The 1,919-nt window shown below is 46.1% G+C and carries 1 protein-coding gene; it reads right to left on the bottom strand.

What is annotated here, in order from left to right; translation table 11 throughout:
* The coding region (locus ACM0OS_RS28800) for a cobaltochelatase subunit CobN (protein ID WP_414546592.1) at positions 1–1,919 on the bottom strand (1,919 nt) is incomplete at both ends.

The raw sequence follows: 1,919 nt of genomic DNA, 5'->3' as shown, positions 1-1,919 counted from the left end.
GGGGAGTGGGGAGTGGGGAGTGGGGAGTTAGGAGTTTTTCTATGAGATGGGCTGCGTGTTCTTCGAGGATTTCTACTGCGTCACCAACGGTACGACAGGGATTTGGGGTTTTGGTGGCTAAAATTTGCTGATCAATTTCTGATAACTGAGTGCTGAAGTCTGTTGTCAGGGGGTCGAAGTCCAAACCCCATTTTTCAGTTATGGCGCGGGTAATACCTATAGAGTAGCGGTTGGGGATGCGGGCGATCGCCACGATTAAATCTCGCAGTTGTCGTCCTTGGGGACATTGCCCAAAAATATGTAACCCATCACGAATTTGGGCTTCTTTTAATTCACAAAGATAGCCGCCGATGAAATTCAAAATTAAAGATTCAAACTTTAAAATATCGGTTGCATCTTGAATACCTAAATCTTTATGAAGATTTTCGGCAATGACCAATTCCTGAATGCGATCGCGGATTGCTGGTAAACGTGAAGGATCTAAACTTTCGGCTTCGTAATATTCATCAACTAAATTTTCTAACTGTTGCAAAGCACCATACAGTTCAGCACGGGTCATGGGGGGCGTAAGGTGATCTAAAATCACCGCTTGGGCGCGACGCTTGGCTTGTGAACCTTCACCTGGGTCATTAACAATAAACGGATAAAGATGAGGAACTGGCCCCAATGCGACTTCGGGATAACAAGTACTAGATAAAGCCACACTCTTCCCCGGTAGCCATTCTAAGTTGCCATGTTTTCCCACATGCACAACCGCATCAGCGCCAAAACTTGACCTCACCCAATGATAAAAAGCTAAATAATCATGAGTTGGTACTAAATCTGGCGCATGATAATTCAAACTAGGGTCAATATCATAACCCCGTGATGGTTGAATGCCTACGAAGATTTTGCCAAGTTGAATCCCAGGAATGGGGAGTTGGGAAGAGGCAGGGGGGCAGGGGGCAGGGGGCAGGGGGGAGTTATACTGATTTTGCTCCTCTGTGTCTCTGTGGTTAGACCATCTTTCACTAATTTCTTGCCGTACAACTTCCGGTAAACTAGCAAAATACTCTTGATACGCCTCACCAGATAAACTTTGCTGCACTGGTCGCAATTCCCTACCTTCTGGGTCATTAGTTACACCATCGGTAAGACGTTGAATTAATTCATCTCCATGAGTGGGGGCATTTTCTACCAAATACCCAGCAGCCTGTAAAGCCTTAATTATTTCCACACAACTAGCTGGCGTGTCCAGTCCCACACCATTAGCTAGCCTGCCATTACGATTGGGGTAATTTGCCAAAATCAAGGCAATACGCCGTTCTTGGGGTGGTTTTGAGCGCAGGCGTACCCAATTGGCTGCTAATTCAGCAACAAACTCAATGCGATCGCTTACTGGTTCATAAACTACCACATCTGTTTCTAAGTCAGTATTTCGTGTTTGTACGGTCTTAAAAGACACGGCGCGAGTAATAATTCGCCCATCGACTTCTGGTAGTGCCACATTCATGGCCATATCGCGGGGAGAAAGCCCTTGTGATTGTGCTTCCCACTGTTCCACACCACCGCCACTGAGAATCACTTGTAAAACTGGTACATCTAACTTGTGCCACAAGTCGAGTTGGGGTGCTTCTGCTTCCAATCGCGCCAGAGAAAAACTCGTGGTATTCAGTAATACACCAATTTGCTCCGAGTCTTTCGGTTGAAAAAATTCATTCAATTCTGCTTGCACATCGGGGTCACGCAATGAAGAAACAAACAACGGTACAGGTTGTAAATTGCGCTGTACTAAAGCCTTACACAAAGCATCAATTACCTTGGTATTTCCCGATAGATAATGAGCGCGGTAGAAAAGAATACCGACTTTTGGAAGGAGGGAATGGGGAGTAGGGAGTAGGCTTGCCGTGAGCGTAGCCGTTAGCGTAGCTTCCCGAAGG

Source organism: Nostoc sp. CCY0012, from assembly GCF_963920855.1.
Lineage (GTDB): Bacteria > Cyanobacteriota > Cyanobacteriia > Cyanobacteriales > Nostocaceae > Cyanocohniella.
The sequence above is the reverse complement of the archived record's forward strand: the minus strand, read 5'-3'. Positions and strand labels throughout refer to the sequence as shown.